This window comes from Rhodococcus sp. T9N (assembly GCF_024436645.1).
GTDB classification, from domain to species: Bacteria; Actinomycetota; Actinomycetes; order Mycobacteriales; family Mycobacteriaceae; genus Rhodococcus_F; species Rhodococcus_F qingshengii.
The window spans coordinates 32,848-53,125 of record NZ_JAMSKS010000010.1; the positions used below are offsets into that span (position 1 = coordinate 32,848).

Annotated in this window: 14 protein-coding genes; 6 read left to right on the plus strand and 8 right to left on the minus strand. The window is 63.1% G+C overall.

Annotated elements, in window-relative coordinates:
* Nucleotides 1–13: 13 nt before the first annotated feature.
* Nucleotides 14–4,561: an ATP-dependent helicase gene (locus M1L53_RS17365; protein ID WP_054188186.1), complete on the minus strand. Its 4,548-nt coding sequence runs from the start codon at nt 4,559–4,561 to the stop codon at nt 14–16.
* A gap of 106 nt (nt 4,562–4,667) precedes the next feature.
* On the opposite strand from M1L53_RS17365, the gene M1L53_RS17370 reads away from it, so the two are divergent.
* Entirely contained in the window at nt 4,668–5,999 is a 1,332-nt protein-coding gene (locus tag M1L53_RS17370; RefSeq protein ID WP_003940851.1) for an anaerobic C4-dicarboxylate transporter family protein, read from the plus strand.
* 38 nt (nt 6,000–6,037) lie between these two features.
* Here the strand turns inward: M1L53_RS17370 and M1L53_RS17375 are convergent, their stop codons facing one another.
* Genes M1L53_RS17375 through M1L53_RS17385 form a run of 3 tightly spaced genes read right to left on the minus strand, consistent with a single transcriptional unit; the run spans nt 6,038 to nt 8,787 of the window.
* Complete coding sequence (locus M1L53_RS17375; protein ID WP_042922139.1) at nt 6,038–7,129, minus strand: N-formylglutamate amidohydrolase; 1,092 nt, start codon at nt 7,127–7,129, stop codon at nt 6,038–6,040.
* A 34-nt stretch (nt 7,130–7,163) separates the two neighbouring features.
* The gene (locus tag M1L53_RS17380) at nt 7,164–8,168 is read right to left on the minus strand and encodes an acyl-CoA dehydrogenase family protein (RefSeq protein ID WP_083471219.1); all 1,005 of its coding nucleotides are present in this window, start codon (nt 8,166–8,168) and stop codon (nt 7,164–7,166) included.
* A gap of 55 nt (nt 8,169–8,223) precedes the next feature.
* Nucleotides 8,224–8,787, minus strand: coding sequence for a helix-turn-helix domain-containing protein (locus M1L53_RS17385; RefSeq protein ID WP_054188165.1), 564 nt, complete (start codon nt 8,785–8,787; stop codon nt 8,224–8,226).
* Between the two features lie 134 nt (nt 8,788–8,921).
* On the opposite strand from M1L53_RS17385, the gene M1L53_RS17390 reads away from it, so the two are divergent.
* Genes M1L53_RS17390 through M1L53_RS17400 form a run of 3 tightly spaced genes read left to right on the plus strand, consistent with a single transcriptional unit; the run spans nt 8,922 to nt 12,140 of the window.
* Complete coding sequence (locus M1L53_RS17390) at nt 8,922–10,313, plus strand: uracil-xanthine permease family protein (protein ID WP_007727244.1); 1,392 nt, start codon at nt 8,922–8,924, stop codon at nt 10,311–10,313.
* A complete protein-coding gene (locus tag M1L53_RS17395) occupies nt 10,294–11,358 on the plus strand; it encodes an isopenicillin N synthase family oxygenase (RefSeq protein WP_042449601.1) in 1,065 nt (354 codons plus the stop codon). Before M1L53_RS17390 ends, M1L53_RS17395 begins: the two co-directional genes overlap by 20 nt.
* A complete protein-coding gene (locus tag M1L53_RS17400; RefSeq protein ID WP_042922140.1) occupies nt 11,355–12,140 on the plus strand; it encodes an alpha/beta fold hydrolase in 786 nt (261 codons plus the stop codon). Before M1L53_RS17395 ends, M1L53_RS17400 begins: the two co-directional genes overlap by 4 nt.
* Here the strand turns inward: M1L53_RS17400 and M1L53_RS17405 are convergent.
* Both M1L53_RS17405 and M1L53_RS17410 read right to left on the minus strand, forming a co-directional pair.
* Nucleotides 12,091–13,596: an aldehyde dehydrogenase family protein gene (locus M1L53_RS17405; protein WP_042922141.1), complete on the minus strand. Its 1,506-nt coding sequence runs from the start codon at nt 13,594–13,596 to the stop codon at nt 12,091–12,093. The genes M1L53_RS17400 and M1L53_RS17405 overlap by 50 nt on opposite strands.
* Nucleotides 13,583–14,878 (minus strand): VOC family protein, encoded by a 1,296-nt coding sequence (locus M1L53_RS17410; RefSeq protein ID WP_042922144.1) that lies wholly within the window; start codon nt 14,876–14,878, stop codon nt 13,583–13,585. The genes M1L53_RS17405 and M1L53_RS17410 overlap by 14 nt, the downstream gene beginning before the upstream one ends.
* A 30-nt stretch (nt 14,879–14,908) precedes the next feature.
* Between M1L53_RS17410 and M1L53_RS17415 the strand changes: the two genes are divergently transcribed.
* Both M1L53_RS17415 and lat read left to right on the plus strand, forming a co-directional pair.
* The gene (locus tag M1L53_RS17415; protein WP_003940830.1) at nt 14,909–15,373 is read left to right on the plus strand and encodes an Lrp/AsnC family transcriptional regulator; all 465 of its coding nucleotides are present in this window, start codon (nt 14,909–14,911) and stop codon (nt 15,371–15,373) included.
* A gap of 65 nt (nt 15,374–15,438) precedes the next feature.
* Nucleotides 15,439–16,767: an L-lysine 6-transaminase gene (lat, locus tag M1L53_RS17420; protein WP_054188166.1), complete on the plus strand. Its 1,329-nt coding sequence runs from the start codon at nt 15,439–15,441 to the stop codon at nt 16,765–16,767.
* Here the strand turns inward: lat and M1L53_RS17425 are convergent.
* Nucleotides 16,764–19,472, minus strand: coding sequence for a molybdopterin-dependent oxidoreductase (locus M1L53_RS17425; RefSeq protein ID WP_054188167.1), 2,709 nt, complete (start codon nt 19,470–19,472; stop codon nt 16,764–16,766). The genes lat and M1L53_RS17425 overlap by 4 nt on opposite strands.
* Complete coding sequence (locus tag M1L53_RS17430; RefSeq protein WP_054188188.1) at nt 19,469–20,278, minus strand: FAD binding domain-containing protein; 810 nt, start codon at nt 20,276–20,278, stop codon at nt 19,469–19,471. Before M1L53_RS17430 ends, M1L53_RS17425 begins: the two co-directional genes overlap by 4 nt.

Sequence of the window (20,278 nt, forward strand, 5' to 3'; positions counted from 1 at the left end):
ATGACCCCAATCCTCATGACCGCAACCGGAATCCGCGAGGGGTGGCCGCGAAGCCGGCTTCGACCAGGACCGGAGCAAAATCGTTGCCGTGGATGGTCTCTCCGTCGACCTTCTCCACTACCAACTTGTCGATGGCGCGAGAAGTCACCTTCTGAGCAAGTGACAGTGCTGCCAGGCGCAACGTTCCGCCGTCGTCGGTGAATGTCAGGATCGTGCGACCGCCGCGCTCGACGAACAGAACCAACTCACCCTCCACCAGAACTACCAGTGCGCCGGCTTTTCGTCCGGGTCGGTGTCCTGGTGACTCTTCGCCCCCCGACGCCGGCCACGGCAGCGCCGCGCCGTACGGGTTTGCCGGGTCGCACGCCGCGAGAGTGACTGCAGCCGAGGAGGTGTGGCGCCCCTCGATGGAATCACCGAACGTCCGCAAGCGGTCCACCACGGGAGGCGTGGAGAATTGAGCGCCGCCCAGGGTGTCCACGAAGTATCCGCGTCGAGCGCGCCCGTTGTCCTCGAACGTGCTCAGTACCTTGTAGATCAACGCGAAACCGCCCGGCACGTTCTCGCTCATCACCGAACCGCGGGTGACGACGCCGTATCGTTCGAGCAGCAGATCAGCCGTGGCGTGCGCCCGGATAGTGGGGTCAGGTTCGATACCTGGCAGCTGGAACCACCGACCGGAGGCAGTTGCCGGTCCCGTGCGCGCGGGCGTGGAAGCGCGGGCCATTCCGCGGTACGGACGGGCCCGCGGAACACGGCGAGGCGATCGGTGACTGGTTGTTGTTCTGGTGGTGTCGGAGAGAAGTGCGCGCAGCGGTGCAACGGTGTCGTTACCGATGTGTCCGAGCCACACCAACTCCCACAGTGCCGTCGTCACCGCACTGTCGACCGTGTCCGCAGCCGACTCCGTAGTTCGCAACGCGTCGACCAACTGGCGGAAGAAGTAGGCACCGCCGCCGGACAGCAGGTCGAGGATGCGCTTCTGCAATTCCGAGACGTCGGTGTCGGCGGGCGAATTGAGCGTGATCGGTGCCAGGTCGGCGGGGTGCAGCACTACCCACCCGTCCTTGCCCGAGATAGCTCCCGATCCGGACCACAGGACTTCACCCGTCGACGTGAGTTCGTCCAACATCGCGGGAGAGTAGTCGGCAACTCGGCTCGGCAGGATCAACGATTCGAGAGCGGACGCCGGAATCGGGACGCCGGCAAGTTGATCGACCACCGTTGCAACACCGTCGATTCCTCGCAGCGTGCCGCCCACGTGCTGCCAACTGGGAAGGAATCGCCCGAGGGTCGCGGTGCTGACCGGCTCGACCTCCTGCCGTGCCGCGGCGAGCGAGCGACGCCGCAAGCGACGCAGGACCTCGGCGTCGCACCATTCGCTTCCGGTTGCAGACGGGCGGAATTCACCTTCCAGGACCCGCTTTTCGAGCGCGAGCCGACCGAGAACGTCACGCGCGACTGATACTCCGAGACCGAAGCGTGCAGCCGCGTCGGCGAGAGTGAAGGGACCGTGGGTGCGGGCGTACCGGCTCAGGAGGTCGTCGAGTGGTTGATCGACCGGCTCGATGAACGCGGCCGGAACGCCGATGGGTAGGGGAACGCCGAGTCCATCGCGAAGCCGCGCTGCATCTTCGACGACGGTCCACCAGCTCTCGCCCGCATACGAGACGTGGAGGGCGCGTTTGTCCGTAACCAACTTCTCGAGCCATGAGACCGGGTCCTCGAGACAGCGTTCGGTGACTTCTTCGGTGGTCAGCGGGCCGAGCATGCGGAGGAGGTCGGCAACACCCTCGAGGTCTTTGGCCTTTCGGTCAGGGACGAGCCGTTGCAGTTCACGTTCGGCCTGCTCGATCACTCCGGCGTCGAGGAGCTCGCGCAGTTCGACGCGGCCGAGGAGTTCGGCCAACAGCGTGGAGTCCAAGGACAAAGCGGCGGCGCGTCGCTCGGCGAGGGGGCTGTCGCCCTCGTACATGAACGCACCCACGTAGTTGAACAGGAGCGCACTGGCGAACGGAGACGGAGAGGCCGTCTCCACCTCGACGATTCGAATCTGCCTTTTCTCGATCTTGCCGAACAATTCCTTCAGTGCAGGCAGGTCGTAAACGTCCTGCAAGCACTCGCGTACGGTCTCGAGCAGGATCGGGAAGGTCGGGAACTTGCGGGCGACGTCCAGCAGTTGCGCCGACCGCTGACGCTGCTGCCACAGTGGTGCACGTTTTCCGGGATTGCGGCGGGGGAGAAGCAGTGCGCGGGCGGCACATTCGCGGAATCGGGAAGCGAAGAGCGCGGAGCCGCCCACCTCTTGGGTGACCAGATCTTCGATGTCCTCGACGTCGAAGGTGAACAGTTCGGCGCCGGGAGGTTCGTTCTCGGTGTCGGGGAGACGGATGATGATGCCGTCGTCGGAGGCCGTCGGACTGGAATCGACGCCGTATCGTTCCTGCAGGCGCGCCCCGATGGCGAGGGCCCACGGTGCGTGAACCCGTTGGCCGTACGGGGAATGCAGCACCAGACGCCAGTCACCGAGTTCGTCGCGGAAGCGTTCGACCACCAGGGTTCGATCTGACGGCACCTGCCCGGTGGCATTCTTCTGCTCACCGACGAGTTGGATCAGATTGGTTGTGGCGTTGTGATCGAGCCCGCCCACGCGACAACGCTCGACGACGTCGGCTTCGTTACCCAGCGCGGTCTCTCGAACGAATTGTCCCAACGCCTGTCCGAGTTCGGCGGGGCGACCGAGTCCGTCGCCGTGCCAGAAGGGCAAACGACCCGGCATGCCGTAGGCGGGGCTGACCAGAACCCGATCGAAGGTGATCTCCTCGATCCGCCAACTGGTGGCGCCGAGCGCAAAGACGTCGCCGACCCGGGATTCGTAGACCATTTCCTCGTCGAGTTCGCCGACGCGGGACGCTTTCTCGCCAACCATGTAGACGGTGAAGAGGCCGCGGTCGGGGATTGCGCCGCCGGAAGTGACGGCCAAACGCTGCGAACCCGGGCGGCCCGTGAGCGTGTTGGACTCACGATCCCAGACAAGGCGAGGACGTAATTCGGCGAACTCGTCCGAGGGGTACCGCCCCGCCAGCAAGTCCAGAGTCGATTCGTACGCCGAACGGGGAAGCGTTGCAAAGGAACCGCTTCGGCGCACCGTCTCGAACCAGTCGTCGACGTCGATCGGTTCGAGAGCGGTGGCCGCAACAGTTTGCTGAGCGAGGATGTCGAGGGGATTGGCCGGAACGGCCATCGCTTCGATCTTGCCTTCGACCATGCGCTCGACGGTCACCGCGCAATGAATCAGGTCGGTGCGATGCTTGGGGAAGACGACGCCTCGCGATATCTCGCCGACCTGGTGGCCGGCGCGACCGACACGTTGCAGGCCGCTGGCAACAGAAGGCGGTGCCTCCACCTGGATGACCAAGTCGACGGCGCCCATGTCGATTCCGAGTTCGAGGCTGCTGGTGGCGACGACGCATCGCAATCGACCCGATTTGAGGTCGTCTTCGATGAGGGCTCGCTGGTCTTTGCTGACCGATCCGTGGTGGGCGCGAGCAAGGAGGGGTTCGGCGCCGTAGTTGACCTCGGTGGGAGCCCCGATCTGCGCGGGCGGGCGAGATGTTTTCTCGACGGCCAGACCGATGCGTTCTGCATGAATCTCGTTGAGCCTGGCTGTCAATCGTTCGGCGAGGCGGCGAGAGTTGGCGAACACGATGGACGATCGGTGGTCGAGAACGAGGTCGACGATCTGTTCCTCGACGTGGGGCCAGATCGAACCGGCTTGCGGGGTGGGAGATTCGGAACCGTCGTCCGGCGTCGCGATCCCCAGTTCGGTCATGTCCTCGACGGGAACACGGACCGTGAGGTCGAAGGTCTTGGCGGCAGGCGATGCCACGATCCGGATGGGTGCCGAACCGGCGAGGAACCGCCCGATCTCCTCGTGCGGACGGACAGTGGCCGACAATCCGATGCGTTGCGCCGGACGCTCGAGCAAGCCGTCCAGGCGTTCCAGTGAGAGCGCGAGGTGAGAGCCGCGCTTGGTGCCCGCCACCGCGTGAACCTCGTCGACGATCACGGTGTCGACACCGACCAGTGTTTCCCGGGCAGCGGAGGTGAGCATCAGGAACAACGACTCAGGCGTGGTGATCAGGATGTCCGGGGGTCGTTTGATCAACGAGCGCCGATCGGCCTGGGACGTATCACCGGAACGGACACCGACGGTGATCTCGGGCGGAGTGAGGCCTAGACGCTTCGCCGTCTGCGTGATGCCGACCAGCGGCGCGCGAAGGTTCCGCTCGACGTCCACACCCAGCGCTTTGAGCGGCGAAATGTAGAGGACTTTGGTGGCGCGTTCGCCTTCGTCCTTGGCGGCGAGTTGATCGAGCGCCCACAGGAACGCCGACAATGTCTTGCCGGAGCCGGTGGGCGCGACGACAAGTGTGTGAGAGCCACTCGCGATGGATTCCCAGGCGCCGAGCTGCGCAGCAGTCGGAGCGCTGAAAGCGCCGCCGAACCACTCGCGTGTGGCGGGCGAGAACCTACCGAGGACGTTGGTCACGACCACCATATTGCCCCTTCCCACCGACAGCGTGTTCGTGCCTGCAGCCGAAGCGCAGAGCATACTATTTGCCCTGTTATAGCGATTCTCTTGTTATCGAGAAGGCGAGTGCCTGATGGAAGCAGTCAAGATTGTCCTCGAGCTGGCGGTAGTGCTCGGGGCGATTGTCATGGGTACCAGATCGAGCGGTGTCGCTCTCGGTCTGTGGGGCGGCGCAGGTGTTGCCGTCCTCGTGTTCGTCTTCGGAGAGGACGTCGGCAGTCCGCCGGTCGACGCTCTCCTCATCGTCCTGTCCGTCGTCCTTGCGTCGTCGATGATGCAGGCGGCCGGTGGTATCGACTGGATGGTCACCATCGCGGCCAAGTTGATCGAATCTCGCCCGAAACAGATCACGCTGATCGCGCCGTTGGTGTCATTCCTGTTCTCGGTCGGTGCCGGCACGTCCAACATCCTCTACCCGCTGCTCCCCGTCATCTACGACGTCTCGTACAAGAACGGTGTGCGGCCGTCACGACCGCTGTCGCTGTCAGTTGTCTCGACCGGTGTAGCGCTCGCGTGTAGTCCGGTGTCCGCGGCAATGGCGGCAATGGTCACGCTGACCGACGTGCCGCCCTACGATTTCGAACTCATCGACATCATCAAGATCACCTTCCCGGCTGCTGTTGTCGGCATCGTCCTTTCCTCAATCGCGGTCAACCGACTCGGCAAAGATCTCGACGACGACCCGGAGATACAGGCGAAGATGAAGTCGGGCGAATTGGCCGGACCTGGTGCAGCCTCCAAGACCGAACTCGTCTCGACGAAGACCGGACGAAACGCGGCACTGATCTTCCTGGCCGGCGTCCTGGCTATCGTGATCTTCGGCCTGTTCAAGGGGATTCGTCCCGAAGCTGCCGACGGTACTCCGATGGGGATGACACCGATCATCGAAATGCTGATGTTCGTCGTGGGTACGTTGATCCTGCTGGTGTGCCGCCCGAATGTCGCCGACGTGCCGTCGTCGACGGTGTTCCGTGCCGGTATGGTCTCGGCCATCGCGCTGTTCGGTCTGGCATGGCTGACGGACACGTTCATCAGCGCCCATTCCGAGCTGATCACGAGCACCGTCGGCGACTGGGTCAACGCCGCGCCGTGGATCTTCGCGCTCGGTGTCTTCCTGGTCTGTGTACTGACGACCAGTCAGTCGACCGCTACGAGGACCATCGTGCCGATCGGTCTCGCTGCCGGGATTGCACCCGGTCTGGTGAGCGGAATGTGGGCCGGAGCGTTTGCCGGCGTCTACCTGTTGCCGACAAACGGTTCGCAGATCGCGGCTGCGAACTTCGACCTCTCGGGCAGCACGAAGCTCGGTTCCAAGCTCGTCGACCACTCGTTCTTCCTGCCGACCATCATCTTGGCCGTCACGACGATTGCGGCCGGCGCGTTGTTCGGAGTGGTGCTCGGTTGAGTATTGCGACTGAGTCAGCCCTGAGTGACAGCGCTGAGTCAGCTGTTGCGGTAGTGGTCCCAGCTCGCCTTGCACGCGTGGGCGAGCTGGTCCACCCGTTCGGCGTCGGGTGTAGGCCAGTCGACGCCGGGTTCCATGATGTAGGCGGCCAGTTCGTCTCCCAGTAGGAATTCTCGTTTGAATTCGGCCTGAACCGCGCTCAACGTGATCCCGGCTTCGGCGGCGCGGGCGCTCAATTCGGCGAATCTGGCTCCGGCTCGAATGATTTCGAAACTGCCGAGGTACGGCTGATTGAGAGCGACGGCATCCGGATCGTCGACCTGAAATCCCTTGCGATGTGAGATCGCAAGTGTGCGAATGAGCTCCGGATCCATCGTCACGGGATTGTCGCCGCGTCGATTGCCGTCGTGGTCGCCACGATTGGAGAGCGCGACGACGTCGGGGAGCCGATCTGCTTCCGGCCGTTCGACATTGACGGCGCCGTCCTGCCGGGTGGTGTGGTTCATCGTGTCGTGGAACGACAAGGTCGTGAACGATCGACCGAGTTCGAAGCTCTTCGCCACCATGGCTTCGATCAGTGCGTCGCGAGTTCTCTCGTAGACGCCCAAACCGTGTTCAGCTGTCTCGGTGAAGGTCTCGGCGAGGTCCTTCCAACCCGCGTCGTCGGTCGGCTCGAGCAGCAGGGGGTAGAACGAGAAGGTGACAGGGCGAACTGCGTCGACACCGGTGAGGTCCGCTTTGTTGCCGGCACCGGCCTCGTGGACGCGGGCGAAGGCCTCGCGCAGTGACGCTTCCAGGTTTTCGGGCTTCGCACGGTTGGGATCGCGAATCATGCGAGGGTGCGGATTCTCCACGTACACGATGCGCGAATCGATTTCGGCCCAACGGCGCACGATGGGACTGGTGGACATGTCGGTGAAGTCGAACTGCAGCCGCTGTGTGAACTCGGGTGCGAGAAAACGTGAGAGTTCTGCTGGAATCGCGGAACCCGAGTGTGGGCAACTGACAAGAAGGTCGGCTTCGGCGATGGCGTCGTCGAGACTGCGGGAGTCGCGATCGGCATAGAACGTCAGGTCCTCCGGCGTGAACACGGTTCCGGCCGGGATGAGTACTGGTTCTCCACTGGTCATGAGCCCCAGCGTAATCGAGTACATCCGTGCGTACTCAGTATCCGCTGAGTCGTTCCACGAGAGCTGTTTTGATCTCCGGGCGACCAGCCGCGACAAGAGTGAAGGTGGCTTCACGCATGAGCCGCTCGGGGGTGTTGCTGCCGACCAGAGCGCGGCTTCCGGTCGCAGTCACGAGTGCGGCCGACGCGCGTATCGCAAGTTCCGACGCTCGGGCGCGGGCGGCCGACATGTCGCCGCCGTCGCGCAGTGCTGCATCGAGATCGGCGCGCGCCCGGGTGGCTTGTTCCTCGAACGCGTCGGTGTCGACTCCCAGATCCGCAAGTTCGGTGACAGCGCGGCGGGTGATGCCCATGGCCATCGCGCCGTTGAGCCACAAGCCGGGGAGCTGGGTGCTCTGGAATTGTTCGTCGCTGACGACAGCACAGACGTCGATATCGGGAATTTCGAAAGCGTCGAACACGATTCGGACGGTGTTGCTCCCGCGCGCCGCGATCAGTGGAAGCTCCTCGATCGTCAGACCCGGGGCCTCGCCCACCGGTACGACGGAATGAACGATGGAATTGTCGAACTCGTCGCGCGCCGACACCAAGAGAACATCGACGATGCCCCAACCGGTGACGAAGGGGGCGATCCCGTCGAGGACGTAGCCGTCGTTCACCCGCTTCGCCCACAGGAGCGGTGGGCGGGGGATGGCGCCGGCATAGGCAACCCCACCGCGAATCATGCCGGAAACCAGACCGTCCCAGTATTGTTCGCGCAGAGGTGCATTGGGACTCGCCGCCAGGGCTCCGACGACGCCGTGATGCTGCATCCAGGTGAACGTCGTCGCGAGGCAACCGCCGCACAAGGTTTCGAGGACCTCGACCAGTTCTTCGCTGCTGGGGCCACCCTCACCGAGGGCGGCGATGCCGTAGAAGCCGTCGGCGGCGAGCGCGTCGAAATGGCTGCTGGGGATTTCTCCGTCGGCGTCGACGCTGTCGGCGACGGGAAACAGAACGGTATCGGCGATTTCGCGCGCAAGTTCCGGCCACATGGTCACGCTGTCAGGGTAAGCCGTGAGCGGGGGGTTGTGGTGTGGAACTACAGCCGCGCATCTAGAACGAGGGCGGCGAACTCACGATGAGGAACCTCGCGACCGCATCGGTGCGATTGAACCACCGGTGCGGGATGGTCGAGGTGTAGAGGAGGGTGTCGCCTACGTGAAGAACGTGATGCTCGCCCAGTCCCACCTCGACCTCGACAGATCCTTCGAGAACATGAATGAACTCTTCGCCGGCGTGCTCGGTGTGCTCACCTGCCTCGGAATGAGGTGCTGCCGTGATCTCGTTGGGTTCCATGGTCCGTGAGCCGGTGGAGCAGAATCGAATCACCGAATCGTGTGCCAGTTCGAAGGTTCGCCCCTCGCCGGCGCGGACGAGGCTGGACGGAGTTCGCTCACCCTGTGCCAAGAGTGCGTGCGCCGTGGTGCCGAGCGATTGCGCGAGGCGATGAAGGTTCATGACACTGGGTACTGCGTGGCCGTTTTCGGTCTGGCTCAGGAAGGGCTGGGACAAGCCCGACTTCACGGCAACCTCGCGCAACGTCAGTCCGGCTTCTTTTCGCGCCGTCCGCACGGCAGCCCCGATTGCGGTCGCTATCGCCTTCTGGTCGTCGTCCATGTGCCGAAGATAGCAGTGCTCTGGTGAAAGTTTTGATTACACAGACGAAACAAATTCGACCACGGTAAGAAATTATCGACGTGCTGAATAGTCCCGTACACGAAACACTTCCAGCTTCGGACGGAGATCGGCGCATGGCCATCCATCCTGTCGACCAGCGGCTCCCATTTGCCCGCCAGTCTGCTTTTGCTCTTCAGCACGTCCTCATCATGTACACCGGCTGCATCACGGTTCCGCTGGTTTTCGGTGCCGCCGTAGGGCTGGACCGCAGCACAGTCGCGATGCTGATCAGCGCGGACTTGCTCGTTGCAGGCATCATCACGATCATTCAGAGCCTGGGCGTCGGGAAGGTCGCCGGTGTCCGGCTGCCGATCGTCTGCGGGGCGACCTTCGCCGGGCTGACGCCGATGATTCTGATCGCCAAGGAGTACGGCCTGCAGGCGGTGTACGGGTCCATGCTGGTCGGTGGCGTAGTCGGCATTGCCTTGGCCGTGCCGTTCGCCAAGATCGTCCGATACTTCCCACCCCTGGTTACCGGCGTCGTCCTCACAGTGATCGGCATCTCGTTGATCGGTGTCGCAGGAGGACTGATCGTCGGAAACGACCCCACCTCCCCGTCGTTCGCCGACCCGAAGAATCTGGCGCTGGCTGCCGCAGTCGTTGTGGTCGCGGTGGCCTTCATCTGCCTCGGCCGCGGGATGTGGACGCAGCTCGGTGTACTGATGGCGCTTGTGATCGGCACCGTGATCGCCATCCCGATGGGCCTGATCGATCTGAGTGGCGTCGGCGGCTCGGCCTGGGTGGGCTTCCCGATGCCGTTCCACTTCGGCGCTCCGGAGTTTCCCGTCACCGCCGTGGTGGCGATGAGTATCGTCATGGCAGTCGTCTTCGCAGAGTCGACGGCGAGCATGCTGGCGGTCAGCGAGATCACCGGAAAGCCTTTGAAGAAAGCAGATCTCGCACGAGGGCTGGTGGCCGACGGGATGTCGGGAGTTCTGGGCGGAATCTTCAATGCCTTTGTCGACACCGTTTTCTCGCAGAATGTCGGCGCCGTTGCCACGACCCGGGTGTACAGCCGGTACGTGACCGCTACCAGCGGTGCCATTCTGATCGTCCTCGGCCTCATCCCGCGAATGGGTGAAGTGGTTGCAGCCCTGCCTGATCCGGTGGTCGGCGGTGTCGGAATCATCTTGTTCTCCACTGTCGCCGTGGTCGGAATCAACACGCTGCGCAAGGTCGATCTCAGCGACCCGATCAACACCACGATCGCCGCTGTATCGGTGGGGATCGGTATTCTTCCGGAATTTGCGGAGGGGATGTTCGAGCGATTCCCCTCCTCGGCTCAGATCCTCCTCGGTAGCGGCATCACCTTGGCTGCGGCCTCGGCCTTTTCGCTCAATCTGCTGTTCAATCACACCCGACTCGGTGAACTCGCGAGGCGATCGCGAGAGAGCCTCCATGCCACTGCAAAATCTGAACCCGCCACCAGCTCTGCAGGAGACGCCAGTGTCACAGTCCCAGTCTGATCCCTTCGAAGTGCCCGTCGTCGACATCTCGCCTTACGTGCTCGGTGGTGCCGACCAGGACAAGGCGCGAGTGGCTGCCGAAGTCGACCATGCTTGTCGGACTGTAGGTTTCATGCAGATTCGGGGCCACGGTGTTCCGGCCGCTGTTTCTTCCGGCCTCGCCGAAGCGATGGACGACTTCTTCGGGCTGCCGATGGAGACGAAGTCGGGCTACCGAATCGAGGGCGCGAATCGTGGGTACAGCCCGCCCAAGAGCGAGTCGCTGAGCCTGAGCCTCGGCGTCGAATCCGCGACCAGAATGAACGACTTTTTCGAGGCCTTCAACGTCGGAACCGAAGCCCGATCATTCACCGAACTCGAACTGTCGGAGGACGATTACGGAATCAACCTGTGGCCCGCAGTGTCTGGTTTCACGGAGCGGGTGGAGAATTACTACGCCCATGGCGAGCGGGTGGCACGCACACTGACCACCATTTTCGAAGACGCGCTCGGGCTGACCCCAGGATTCTTCGAGTCGATCACCGACCACTCCATCGACGTACTGCGGATGAACAACTACGCGTTACCCGAAGGGACGGTGACGTTGGACGGTGAGTTGAAGGGGATGGGCGAACATACCGATTTCGGGCTGGTCACCGTGCTGTGGGCGGATCAGGTCGAAGGTTTGCAAGTACTCGGGAGCGACCGACGCTGGCACGATGTCTGGCCGCACGACGGCGCGCTACTGGTCAACCTCGGGGATCTCACCGCGCGACTGACCAACGACAGGTGGATGTCCACGCTGCACCGAGTTGCGCCTCCGGTGGTGAACGGCACCATCAAGCGCCGGCGATCGGCGGCCTTCTTCCATGACGGAAACGTCGACGCGGTGATTGCGACCTTGCCGAGTTTTCAGGACGACTCCGGCTTGGAGTACGAACCCATTACCGTTCGCGATCACATCAAGGCCAAATTGGCCGGGTCGAGGCAGGGGAAGTCCAACGCCGCCGCAGGTCGTGAGGCGGCTCGGGTACTTTCGGCTGCAGAGCTCGAGGTCAAGCAGTGAGTGCACGGAACATCGTCCTGATCCACGGAGCATGGGCCGGCGGTTGGGTCTGGGATCGTGTGTGTGGCCCACTGAAATCGGCCGGCTTCAATCCTGTTGTGGTGGAGCTTCCCGGCTCGGGAAGTTGGAACTCAGACGACGTGATCGATCTCGATGTCGTTGCCGAACATGTTGTGGCAGTTGTCGAGTCCTTGGACGGGCAGTGCGCCCTCGTCGGTCACTCCGGCGGTGGCATCGTGGCCTCACAGGTGGCTGAGTTGCTGCCTTCGCGGGTAACGGGTCTTGTGTACGTCGCAGGGATGATGCTTCCATCGCAGACGGACTTCGGGATGCTCTGCGTCGAACTCGGTCTGGAAAGTCCGGTCGGGATCTCACGTTGGTTGGTCCCCACCGCCGACGGGGATGCGACGGTGGTACCGCCCGAAGCCGGTGCCGCTGTGTTCTTCCACGAAGCGCCGGAGGCTGATGCGATCTTCGCCGCGCGCATGCTCGTTCCACAACTGGAGTCAGCCCGCCTGATGGCACCTGTCTGGACGGAAGAGCGATTCGGAACCGTGCCGAGGTTGTATGTCGAATGCACGCTGGATCGAACCGTGCCGATCGAGGCTCAACGCGCCATGCAGAGACTTGTCCCCGGTGCCCAGGTGGTCAGCCTGGGCACCGACCATGCACCGCAGTTGTCGGCGCTCCCGGAGTTGATCGACGCGATCACCGATTTCGCCCGGCAGGTGTTCAGCCGAACTCGACCCCTTGAGCCAGCGGAAGCTGGTCCGAGTAATTGACGGTATTGGTGGCTCGGCGCATGTATGCCTTCCACGAATCCGAACCCGACTCGCGTCCGCCGCCAGTCTCCTTCTCCCCGCCGAATGCGCCGCCGATCTCCGCACCGGACGTTCCGATGTTCACGTTCGCGATGCCGCAATCGGAGCCGTCGGCGGCGAGGAAGCGCTCTGCTTCTCGCTGGTCGAGTGTAAAGATCGAGGACGAAAGTCCTTGAGGTACGCCGTTGTGCAGCGCAATGGCGTCGTCGAAATCGGTGTAGGTCAAGACATAGAGGATGGGTGCAAAAGTCTCCGCTCGTACCACCTCGGTCTGTGCTGGCATACGAACGAGAGCGGGCGTCACGTAGAACCCGGAATCGCCGACGCGGTCCCCGCCACACACCACAGTTCCGCCATCCGCGCGTGCGGCCGAGAGCGATTTCTGCATCGTCTCGAACGCGGCTTCGTTGATCAGCGGCCCGACCAGAACACCGGAATCGAAGGGACTACCGACCTGGAGTTGCGCGTACGCGGACGCAACGCGGTCGACGACGTTGTCGGCGATCGACTCGTGAACGATGAGCCGGCGCAGTGAGGTGCAGCGCTGCCCGGCAGTTCCAGCGGCGGAGAAGACAATTCCGCGCACGGCAAGCTCGAGATCCGCCGACGGCGTGACGACTGCGGCGTTGTTTCCACCCAGCTCCAGGAGACTTCGTCCGAAGCGCTCGGCGACCCGCGGAGCCACGGCGCGGCCCATCCTCACGGAACCGGTGGCGCTGACCAAGGCCACGAGTGGGTTGTCCACGAGAGCCTCACCGACGTCACGTCCGCCGACGACCAACTGGTGAACGTCGATCGGTGCTTGACAATCCGCGAGCGCACGTCGCAGGAGCGCGTCACATGCCAGCGCGGTCAACGGAGTGGTTTCCGAAGGCTTCCAGACGACGGCGTCGCCGCACACGAGAGCAATGGCGGTATTCCACGACCACACCGCGACGGGAAAGTTGAACGCGGAGATGACTCCGACAACGCCGAGAGGGTGCCACGTTTCCGTCAACCGGTGTCCGGGACGCTCGGACGGCATGGTGCGTCCGTAGAGCTGCCGGGAGAGACCGACGGCGAACTCGCAGATGTCGATCATCTCCTGTACCTCGCCGAGAGCCTCCGAGGTGACCTTCCCGGCCTCCAACGTCACGATTTCCGCGAGGTCATCCTTGTGCTCGGTCAGTAGGCTGCCCAGCCGGCGTACGACCGCGCCGCGCGCCGGAGCGGGGACGGTGCGCCAGGTGAGGAACGCGCGATGCGCCGCGTCGACGGCGTCGTCGACTTCTCTACCGGAGTGCTGCCGAACGGTACGCAGTTGCGTACCGGTGATGGGGGTTCGTGCGCTCAGGTCGCCGGCGGGCCACTCGACACCGCACGCGGCAAGGGCGCTTTCGGCGCGATCGGCGAGGCTCGAAGAATCAGGCAGGTTCACTGGGGAGTCCTCTGTTGTTGTGGGCGGGAGGCAGCACGGCACGTGACGCCTCTTGTTGTGCGCGGTACAGCTCGAACGGATCTTCGATGGTGCGGTCGATGGCGCCCTCCAATCGATCCTGCCCGTATTCGGCGCCGGGCGCATCGGAAACGAATCCGGTCACGGAATCGAGATTGGATGCGAAGATCCCGGCCGCGGAGGCAGGTAGGAAGTCCTCGTAGACGATCGGGTCGCGGACGACAACAGTTCCTTCGTTTCGGTACGTGAAGTACGCCAACCCCGCGGCATCGAGTTCGCTTTCGGAGTGCGGAAATTCGCTGTCCCAATCGGCGTCCTCGGGCGTGGCGATCAGTCGGTCGTAGATCACTCGCCCGCTGCGGGTCAACGCGATTCCGCGTGCCTCCACCTCGCCGAATCTGACGCGGACGGGCTCAGTGGTGACCGATCCGTCGTGCTGACGGAAGAGTCTGTCTTCGGCCAATGCACGAAACGACGTCTGCCGCAGAAGTAGTGGTGGTCCGCTCCATCTCGGCGGGCCTTGGATGCGGTCGATCATGGTGATACCGCGCTCGGTCATGCGGCGGTACAACTCGTCGATGTCGAGCACTCGCGGGGTGAGGTGATTGACGTGGGTCGAGCCCTGCCCCGCAATGTCTGCAGCGACAGGCGAGATTGCGGCGAGTTCGCGGTACCAGCCCGCGTCGATGGGATCGGTGCCGAGCCGAAACGCCGAGGTCGCTGCATCGACGAACTGTGTCGCCTCGGGCTCCGTCAGGCCGCCCTCGCGACTCGATTGACGTGCCCACTGCAGAAGTTCGGGAGAGAACAGGGTCCGGCGACGCAGAAACCCGGTGATCCGACGCTCGAGGTCGGTGTCGAAGAACCTGGAATCGGAACTGGTCAGCACCGAGGTGAAAACGCGGAACGGGTTCCGGGCGAGTTCGGCGGGATCGGTGGGGCGAAATGCCGTCGAGACAACGGGAATGGGGGAGTCGGTGAGCCGGAGGTCGTAATAGCCGACCGGAAACATACCGAATCCGCCGAAGACGGTGGCTACGTCACGTAGTTCGTCGAGAGTCCCCAGTCTGATGGCGCCGTGACGCTCGGCGCTGACTCTCGCCAGGCTGCCCAGGCGCTCCGCAGAATCCGGATGTTCGGCGGCAAAATCACGGTTCACCTGCATCGTTACATCTACCAAGGTGTTGTAAGCGGGGACCTCGTCGCCATACATCTTGGCGAGGGCCGCTGCGAACCGTGCACGTAGCTCCCAGGTTTCAACCATACGAATGTCCGATTGCGTTAGCCTGCGCAGGTGCGAGAAACAGAAACCAGTGACGTTGCCGGTGTTCCGGTCGACGAAACCGATCGACTCTTGATGCGTGAATTGGTCTTGGACGGCCGTGCCACTCTCGCGAGTCTTGCTGAAAAGGCTGGACTCTCGATCTCCGCAGTCCAGTCGCGAGTGCGTCGTTTGGAATCTCGCAAGGTGATCCGTGGGTACTCCGCGAAGATCGATCCGGAGGCACTCGGTCACAATCTGTCCGCATTTGTCGCCATCACTCCTCTCGATCCCTCGCAGCCCGACGATGCGCCTGCCCGCTTGCGTCATCTGCCGGCGGTCGTCTCGTGTCACTCGGTAGCCGGGAGCGAAAGCTACGTCCTCCTGGTCCGGGTGGCGTCACCTCGGGCGTTGGAGCGATTGCTGCAGGAGATCCGTACGGCAGCCAACGTCAACACACGAAGCACCATCATCCTACAAACTTTTTACGACGAATGACGCTTGTTCAATAACTTTTACGGTCCTCTATCGACACTCCCGGAAAATTGACATAGCCTTCGCGTATGAGTACTGCGATGCGAGACTTCGGTGACAGTGCGCTCTTTCCGGTCTACGACGTGTTGAAGGCCAGCATCCTCGTCGACGGATTCGATCTGATTCTCGACGTCGAAGGGTCGCGGGGTTCCTATCTCCGTGACCTGCGAGACGGAACCGAGTATCTGGACATGTTCGGTTTCTTCGGCTCTTCGGCCCTGGGTATGAATCACCCTGCGATCACAGGCGACGAGGAGTTTCAACAGGAGTTGGCTGTCGTGGCCTCCAACAAGCCGAGTAACTCCGACATCTACACCGAACCCATGGCGCGCTTCGTTGCGGCTTTCGCTCGGGTACTGGGGGATTCGGCACTCCCACACTTGTTCTTCGTCGACGGCGGAGCCCTGGCGGTGGAAAATGCACTCAAGGTTGCCTTCGACTGGAAGAGTCGGTGGAACGAAAGCCGTGGGTTGTCAGCAGATCTGGGGACAAAGGTCCTGCACCTGACCGAGGCTTTTCACGGCCGCAGTGGCTACACGATGTCGCTCACCAACACCGAACCGGGCAAGGTCGCGCGATTCCCCAAGTTCGACTGGCCACGTATCGACTCGCCGTACCTGGCAGACGGCCGCGATGTCGAAGCTGCGGAGAGGCAAGCTCTCGATCAAGCGCGCCGAGCTTTCGCCGACAACCCCGACGACATTGCCTGTTTCATCGCCGAGCCGATCCAGGGCGAGGGCGGCGACCATCACCTCAGGCCGGAATTTCTGCAGGCGATGCAGGAGTTGTGCCACGAAAACGACGCCCTCTTCATTCTCGACGAAGTACAGACCGGTTGCGGAATCACCGGAACTGCCTGGGCCTACCAACAATTGGGTCTGAGTCCGGATGTGGTGGCGTTCGGCAAGAAAACGCAGGTGTGCGGAATCATGGCCGGCGGGCGCGTGGATGAAGTGCATGACAACGTGTTTCACGTCAGTTCTCGGATCAATTCGACGTGGGGTGGCAACCTCACCGACATGGTTCGTGCCCGGCGGATACTCGAAGTCGTCGAGCAGGACCGACTGATCGACCGCGTGCGATTCACGGGTGCGCATCTCCTTGCCCGGTTGACCGAAGTCTGCGGGCGGCACGCGGCGGCAACCGAGCCGCGCGGTCGTGGCCTCATGTGCGCGATCACTCTGGAAGACAGTGACCTTCGCGATCGCGTCGTACAGCGACTGCGTGAAGACGAGCACGTGATGATACTGCCTACCGGGAAGAGGGGAATCAGATTCCGGCCCGCGCTGACGGTGACCACCAGTGAGCTGGACGACGCGGTCGACGCGGTCGAGCGCGTGCTCGCACGCGAGACCTAGGGCCTCTGTAGCTGTTCCCACACTCGATCCGGTGTCATCGGTGTGGAGTACATACGCACTCCACACGCGTTGGCAATCGCGTTTGCCAACGCCGGTGCTACAGGATTGAAGGGGGCCTCACTCATCGATTTCGCGCCGAAAGGCCCGAGCTTGTCGTACGTGTCGGCAAACAGTACTTCGGTGATCGGCAGATCCCCGATCTGGGGAACGTGATAATTGCGCAACTGCGGATTGATCACCCGACCTTCTTCGATGACGATCTCCTCCGACAGCGCAGCGCCGAGCGCTTGTCCCACACCGCCTTCCACCTGCCCGCGCAGTTGTGCCGGGTTCATGACGGTGCCGGCATCGGCGGCCTGAACCGACTGCAGGATCTTCACCCGGCCGGTGTTCGTGTCGACGGCAACGCGAAAACCGTGAACGTTGAACGAGACCGAGCGCGGTGTCCCGTCGTGGCGACCGTCAGCGGCGAGCGGGCCACCTTCGAGTAGCGTCGCGAAATCGAGGCAACCGTGGGACGTTTCGACACCGTCCGGCGAAAGGTCGTCGATCTGCGCGCCGCGACCGCTCGATCGCACCGCACGGGTCAGTATCCGCTCGCGAAGGCGCTCGCAGGCGATCAGGAGCGCCTTTCCGGCGACCACCGTTCCCGTCGACCCGAACGCTCCGGTGTCGTATCCGCCGGCATCGGTGTCGGATTGAACAATCGTGATGCGATCGACTGTCGTCCGCAATTCGGTGGCCGCGATCTGTTGGTGAATCGTAGTGGTTCCGTTGCCGAACTCAGCGGTGCCGATGTTCACGACGTACCGACCGTCGGCCTCGAGTGCGACGGTGGTGTCGGAGAAGTGACCACGCGGCGGGATCGTCGCGATCATGGCAATTGCCATGCCCCGACCGATCTGCCAACGCGACCCAGCCGGTGCAGCCTCTCCGCGCCCGCTCGACAGTGCACTGTCGACGAGGTCGATGCACTGGTCCAGTCCGTAGCTGCCGAATTCGAGATCACCGTCTTCGACGTGCCAGTCGACAAAATCGTCTCCGGGAACGACGACGTTGCGCCGCCGAAACTCGAAGGGGTCCATGCCGAGACGATCCGCGAGCTGATCCATGGCCGACTCGACGGCGAAGATGATCTGGCCGAGCCCGTAACCACGAAAGGCCCCGGAGGGAACGTTGTTCGTGTAGACCGCTTCGGCGTCTACGCGTTTGGTCGCAGCGCGATAGACCGCCATGGATTCGGCGCACCCATGGAACATGACTCCGATCGAATGGTTCCCGTACGCCCCCGCGTCGGAAAGGACGTCGATAGCGAGCGCAGTGAGAGTTCCGTCGGCGTCGGCGCCCGCACGCACCGATACTCGCATCGGATGCCGTGACGGTGCGATGGTGAACTGATCGCTTCGGCTGAACTCGTAGGCTACGGGCTTGCCGGTCTTCAAGACGGCCAGTGCGACCAGATCCTCGGTGAGTAGTTCCTGCTTCCCGCCGAAACCCCCGCCTACCCGTTTTGCGAACACCCGGATTCGGCTGCGATCGAGATCGAAGATGTGGGCCAATTCGTCCCGAACCAGAAACGGCACCTGTGTGCTGCTTCTGATGACGAGACGGCCCTCCTCGTCGAGCCACCCCACTGCGCCGTGAGTTTCCAAGGCCACGTGCTGGACTCGCGCAGTTTTCCACTTACCTTCGACGACTGCAGTCGCATCCGCGAGCGCACGGTCCAGATCGCCGACGCCATCGTGAAGCGCGGCAACCACGTTGCGGGGGGCCTCGGCGATCCGCGAGCTCTCGTCCTTGTCGCCGTGCAGGAGTGGAGCGCCGGGGGAACGCGCCAGATCTGGTTCGAATACCGCGTCGCGTACCTCGTAGTCGACTTCGATCAGCGAGAGTGCACGTTCCGCCTGCGTCGGGGTTTCGGCGATGACCGCGGCTACGCGCTGGCCGCGGAAACGGAGGGTGCTGTCGAACACGCGCGTGTCGTCCGGATCGTCGTTGCGGTCCTCGTGCCGGGCGGTCGAGAACAGCACGTCCGGACTGTCATGAAAAGTGAGGACCGCGGCGACGCCCGGCGCCGCTTCGGCTGCTGCCGTGTCTATCCGCGTTATGTGTGCGTGTGCGTGCGGACTGCCGAGTACTGCGACGTGAAGCAGGTCGACCGGCTTCTCACCCGGGGAGAAGTCCATGGTGTACTGCTCGGTTCCCGCGACGATGCGCGCGGACGCCGGTGCTGCGATCGAACGCCCTTGTGCCCCGCCTATTTTGGCAGTCTCCGTATTGGATGTACCGGCGAGAGCGTCACGAATGGACCGATAACCGGTGCAGCGGCACAGGTTACCTTTCATCGAGCACGCGAGATCGGATTTTTGCTCGACCGACAACGCTGATGCGGTGACTACCATTCCCGCTGTACAGAAACCACATTGGAATCCGCCCGCGTCCACGAATGCCTGTTGAATGGGGTGAAGTTTCTCCGGTGTTCCGAGACCGGAGGCGGTGACGACGTCGCGGCCGTCGATGCGATGGGCGGGAAATATGCACGAATGGGTGGGGTGTCCGTCGACCAGCACCGAGCAGGCGCCGCAGTCTCCGGCATCGCACCCCTTCTTGACGGAGTTCGCTCCGTGCTCGCGGAGGAAGGTTCGCAGGCACTGTCCTGGGCGGGGCTGGTCGTCGCGCGGAACTCCGTCCACCGAGTACTTCATTCCAGTTCACCTCGGATTTCTTCGGCAAGAAGCTCGGTCATCGCCTTCCGCCACGGCGCAGTTCCATGGACATCGGTGAAGTAGGCGTCTTCCGGAATCCTGCTGCGCAACGCATCCGCAAGTGCTGTGGCGTCGGGGAGTTCGTCGAATTTGAGAGCGTACGGACGGCGGGTCGCGGCGGTGATCGCCAGCGTGAAACCGTCGGCGCCGCAGCGTCCGGCCACGGCTACGGCCGATCGCCCGAGTGACGTCTGAGCCAGCTTTCGCATCGCGGTACGTGCAGTCAATGCATGCACGGGAATCCGGATACTGCGGATGATATCGCCGGACCTGAGTACGTTTCGAGAATCGTCGATAACGAAATCGACTACGGGGAAGGAGTATTCGGTACCGTCCGGACGCCAGATCGTCAGTTCGGCATCGAGAGCGGTACACAGAGTCGTCATCGCTCCGGCCGGGAAGGAGAGCGCGATGTTGCCGCCGACTGTCGCGTATCGCAACACCTTCCACGATGCGAGTAGTGCGTCAGCGCAGTGTTGGAACAGCGCTGCGGCGCGCCAGGATGCGGGAAGTTCGGCGCGGCACAGTTCCTCGATGGTGCAGGTGGCCGCGATCTCGAGACCGAGATCGCCGACCGCCACAGCTTCCCAGTCGAAGCCCGCAAGGTCGACAAGGGTGGTCAGGTGCGGCTGCGGTTCCGAGTACAGCCAGGTGCCGCCACCGATGAACCCGATGCCGGGTGAGGCACAGGGGAGTTCGGCGCGGGTCCGCGGCACCAGAACTTCGTCGACGCTGTGCAGGTCCAT

Excerpts from the sequence above, each read along its gene's own strand:
- M1L53_RS17410 (WP_042922144.1), bottom strand. The coding sequence starts at position 14,878 with ATGGTTGAAACCTGGGAGCTACGTGCACGGTTCGCAGCGGCCCTCGCC.
- M1L53_RS17390 (WP_007727244.1), top strand. The coding sequence starts at position 8,922 with ATGGCCATCCATCCTGTCGACCAGCGGCTCCCATTTGCCCGCCAGTCT.
- M1L53_RS17375 (WP_042922139.1), bottom strand. The coding sequence starts at position 7,129 with ATGACCAGTGGAGAACCAGTACTCATCCCGGCCGGAACCGTGTTCACG.
- M1L53_RS17430 (WP_054188188.1), bottom strand. The coding sequence starts at position 20,278 with ATGGACCTGCACAGCGTCGACGAAGTTCTGGTGCCGCGGACCCGCGCC.
- M1L53_RS17365 (WP_054188186.1), bottom strand. The coding sequence starts at position 4,561 with ATGGTGGTCGTGACCAACGTCCTCGGTAGGTTCTCGCCCGCCACACGC.
- M1L53_RS17425 (WP_054188167.1), bottom strand. The coding sequence starts at position 19,472 with ATGAAGTACTCGGTGGACGGAGTTCCGCGCGACGACCAGCCCCGCCCA.
- M1L53_RS17370 (WP_003940851.1), top strand. The coding sequence starts at position 4,668 with ATGGAAGCAGTCAAGATTGTCCTCGAGCTGGCGGTAGTGCTCGGGGCG.
- M1L53_RS17385 (WP_054188165.1), bottom strand. The coding sequence starts at position 8,787 with ATGGACGACGACCAGAAGGCGATAGCGACCGCAATCGGGGCTGCCGTG.
- lat (WP_054188166.1), top strand. The coding sequence starts at position 15,439 with ATGAGTACTGCGATGCGAGACTTCGGTGACAGTGCGCTCTTTCCGGTC.